Here is a 3,581-nt window from a genome sequence, read left to right as displayed (position 1 = left end):
TTCAACCGCCTCAAGCAGTGGCGCGGCATCGCGACCCGCTACGACAAGACCGCCGAGTCCTACCAGGGAGCCGTCGCCCTCGCCTCGCTCCTGATGTGGACGTGACATTTGAAGACAACTCCTAGGGTTCGGTTATGCGTATTTCCGCGCAGGCGCTCAGCGCAGCAATCCGGGGCGAGATCGTCGCCGGTTCCTTTCCGCCCGGCACCCGGCTCACGGAGGAGCTGCTCGCACGCCGGTTCGGGGTCTCCCGGGTGCCCGTGCGGGAGGCGCTGCGCACCCTGGAGTCGGAGGGGTTCGTGCGCACCCGGCGGTACGCGGGCGCGTGTGTGGCCGAGCCCACCGCGCAGGAGGCGGCCGATCTGCTGGACCTGCGGGCCCTGCTGGAGCCGCTGGGCGCCGCGCGCGCCGCGCAGCGCCGCACCGAGGCGCATCTGAAGGTGCTGCGCGGGCTGGTGCGGCTCGGCCTGCTGCGCGCCGAGCGCGGGCAGCTCTCGGAGCTGCGCTCGCTGACCGGCTGGTTCCAGGAGACGCTCGCGCAGGCGGCCGGGACGCCGGTGCTCACCGGGCTGCTGCTGCAGCTGCGGCACAAGATCGCGTGGCTGTACGCGGTGGAGGCGCCGGGCAGTGAGACGGCCGAATGGCAGGAGCGCGGCCGGCTGGTCGACGCGATAGCGCGCAGGGAGGCGGAGCGGGCGCGGGCGCTGGCCGTGCGGCACGCGGAGCGGTCGGCCGCGCGCTACCGGCTGCGCGCTCCCGGACCCGGGCCGCGTCCGGTCGGCGCCGCGCCGAAACATGCTGTCAACACGGCGCGCGACCGTATTTAACATTCGGCGCATACCGTTGCACACAAAAGGCGGGCGGAATTCAGGCGTCGCGCCCGAATATTCCGCCCGCTCTTTTCCGCGCTTGTTTCAGACCGTCTCCGGAAGCTCCTCAAGCCCCTCGGAGACGAGCTTGGCCAGCCGGTCGAGCGCCGGGCCTGCGTCGTCCGCCTCCGAGGCCAGCACGATCTCCTCGCCGCCCTCGGCGCCGAGCCCCAGCACGCCCAGCATGGACGCGGCGTTCACCGGGGCGCCCTCGCCCTTCTGGATCGTGACGGGGACGCCGGCGGCCGAGGCGGCGCGGACGAAGATCGAGGCGGGACGGGCGTGCAGGCCCTCGGCCCAGCCGACGGTGACACGGCGCTCAACCATGGTGTTGCCCTTCGGGTCGTATGGGTTGTCTAGACCAGTTTCGCACGGCGAACGGAGTGCGGGATTCCAGGGCGTGCCCCCGGCGCGCGCCACCGTACGCTGGGCTCATGCGGACCCCCCGGGAGCGTGCCTATCCCACCCACTGGGAAGCGGACGTCGTGCTGCGCGACGGCGGGACGGCCCGGGTCCGTCCCATCGCGCCGGACGACGCCCAGCGCCTGGTCAGCTTCTACGAACAGGTCTCCGACGAGTCCAAGTACTACCGGTTCTTCGCACCCTACCCGCGGTTGACCGACCGCGATGTGCGCCGGTTCACGCACCACGACTACGTCGACCGGGTCGGCCTCGCCGCGACCGTCGGCGGTGAGTTCATCGCCACCGTGCGCTACGACCGCATCGACCCGGCGGGCCGCCGCGCCTCGGCGCCCGCGGACGAGGCCGAGGTCGCCTTCCTCGTCCGGGACGACCAGCAGGGCCGGGGCGTGGCCTCCGCGCTGCTCGAACACATCGCCGCCGTCGCCCGCGAGCGCGGGATCCGCCGCTTCGTCGCCGAGGTGCTGCCCGCCAACACCAAGATGATCAAGGTGTTCACGGACGCGGGCTACTCCCAGCGGCGCAGCTTCGAGGACGGCTCCGTGCACCTCACCCTCGACCTCGAACCCACCGAGGAGTCGCGCGCCGTGATGCGCGCCCGCGAGCAGCGCGCCGAGGGCCGCTCGGTCCAGCGGCTGCTCGCGCCCGGCTCGGTCGCCGTCGTCGGCGTCAGCCGGGCGCCCGGCGGCGCGGGCCGCGCCGTGCTGGAGTCGCTGCACACCGCGGGCTTCCCCGGCCGCGTCTACGCCGTGAACCGGGAGCTGGCGGCGGGGGCAACCGAGCTCGCGGGCGTTCCGGCGCACCGGTCCGTACCCGAGCTGCCGGAGCCGGTCGACCTCGCCGTGCTCGCCGTCCCGGCCGCGCGGGCGGCCTCCGTCGTCACCGAGTGCGGCGCGGCGGGCGTACGCGGCGTCGTCGTCCTCTCCGACGGCTTCGGCCGCGCCGAGCAGCGCGCCCTGGTCCGGCTCGCGCGCTCCCACGGCATGCGCGTGATCGGCCCGAACGCGCTCGGGCTGATCAACACCAGCCCGGACGTCCGGCTCAACGCCACCCCCTCGCTCCGGATGCCGCGCCGCGGACGGATCGGCGTCTTCACCCAGTCCGGCGCGATCGGCATCGCCCTGCTGGACGGGCTCGACCGGCGCGGCAGCGGCCCCTCCGCTTTCGTCTCCGCCGGGAACCGCGCCGACGTCTCCGGGAACGACCTCCTCCAGCACTGGGACGAGGACCCGGACACCGATGTCGTCCTGATGTATCTGGAGTCCATCGGCAACCCCCGCAAGTTCACCCGGCTCGCCCGGCGCACCGCGGCCCACAAACCCCTCGTCGTGGTGAAGGGGGCGCGGCAGCTTGGCGGTGCGCCCCCGCCCGGTCACGCCGCGCCCGTCTCGCGCACCCCCGACGCCACCGTCACCGAGCTGCTGCGGCAGGCGGGCGTCCTGATGGTCGACAGCTCCACGCAACTGCTGGACACCGGGCTGCTGCTCGCCCGCCAGCCGTACCCCGAGGGCCCCCGCGTCGCCGTCCTGGGCAACACCGACGCGCTCAGCCTCCTCACCTACGACGCCTGCCGCACCGATGGGCTCAGCCCCCGCCCCGCCGTGGCGCTGCCCGCCGCAGCGCCCCCCGCGGACTTCGCGCGGGCGCTGGGCGAGGCGCTCGCCGACCCGGAGACGGACGCGGCCGTCGTCACCGCGATCCCCTCGGTGGCCACCGCGGACCCGGACGCCCCCGCGCCCCCCGGCACCCGGCCTGAGGCCCTCGCCGCGGCCCTGGGCGAGGCCGCCGCCGGTGCGGCCAAGCCGGTGGCCGTCGTCCACTTCGCCATGGAGGGCCTGGACGCCGCGCTCGCCGTCCACGGCATCCCCGCATACCCGGCGCCCGAGCGCGCCTCGCGCGCCCTCGCGGAAGCCGCGCGCTACGCCCAGTGGCGCCGGCACGCCGGGGCGCCCGGCCGCGTCCCCGAGCTGGAGGTGGCCCCCGCCGCCTCCGCGCTGCTCACCCGCGCCACCGCGGCCGAGGAGCCGGAGCCCGGGCAGGGACCGGAGCCGGGACAGGGCCCGGGACCGGAGCAGTGGCAGGGCCCGGAGCAGGAACCGGAGCCGGAGCCGGGCCAGTGGCAGGGCCAGGAGCAGGAGCAGGAGCAGGAGCAGGAGCAGGAGCAGGAGCAGGAGCAGGAGCAGGAGCCGTGGCCGGAGCAGGGCGGCGCTGCGGTCCCGCGCAGCCGCCCGCTCGGCGTCGCGGACACCGCCGCGCTGCTCGGTGCGTACGGGATCCCCGTCCAGCCCACCC

Annotated in this window: 3 protein-coding genes and 1 pseudogene; 3 read left to right on the top strand and 1 reads right to left on the bottom strand. The window is 75.1% G+C overall.

Features of this window, described 5'->3' with window-relative positions:
- Together G5C65_RS33535 and G5C65_RS33530 are read left to right on the top strand one after the other, a co-directional pair.
- A pseudogene (locus tag G5C65_RS33535) lies at positions 1–105 on the top strand (IS5/IS1182 family transposase); the annotation flags it as partial.
- 29 nt (positions 106–134) lie between these two features.
- The gene (locus tag G5C65_RS33530; protein WP_165302832.1) at positions 135–827 is read left to right on the top strand and encodes a GntR family transcriptional regulator; all 693 of its coding nucleotides are present in this window, start codon (positions 135–137) and stop codon (positions 825–827) included.
- 87 nt (positions 828–914) lie between these two features.
- Here the strand turns inward: G5C65_RS33530 and G5C65_RS33525 are convergent, their stop codons facing one another.
- Complete coding sequence (locus G5C65_RS33525; protein ID WP_165302831.1) at positions 915–1,196, bottom strand: HPr family phosphocarrier protein; 282 nt, start codon at positions 1,194–1,196, stop codon at positions 915–917.
- A 107-nt stretch (positions 1,197–1,303) separates the two neighbouring features.
- Here G5C65_RS33525 and G5C65_RS33520 point away from each other — a divergent pair.
- On the top strand, positions 1,304–3,581 hold a 2,278-nt coding region (locus tag G5C65_RS33520; RefSeq protein ID WP_165302830.1), incomplete at its 3' end, for a GNAT family N-acetyltransferase.

It is taken from the genome of Streptomyces boncukensis, assembly GCF_011045075.1.
Taxonomy (GTDB): Bacteria; Actinomycetota; Actinomycetes; order Streptomycetales; family Streptomycetaceae; genus Streptomyces; species Streptomyces boncukensis.
The sequence above is the reverse complement of the archived record's forward strand: the minus strand, read 5'-3'. Positions and strand labels throughout refer to the sequence as shown.

Excerpts from the sequence above, each read along its gene's own strand:
- G5C65_RS33530 (WP_165302832.1), top strand. The coding sequence starts at position 135 with ATGCGTATTTCCGCGCAGGCGCTCAGCGCAGCAATCCGGGGCGAGATC.
- G5C65_RS33525 (WP_165302831.1), bottom strand. The coding sequence starts at position 1,196 with ATGGTTGAGCGCCGTGTCACCGTCGGCTGGGCCGAGGGCCTGCACGCC.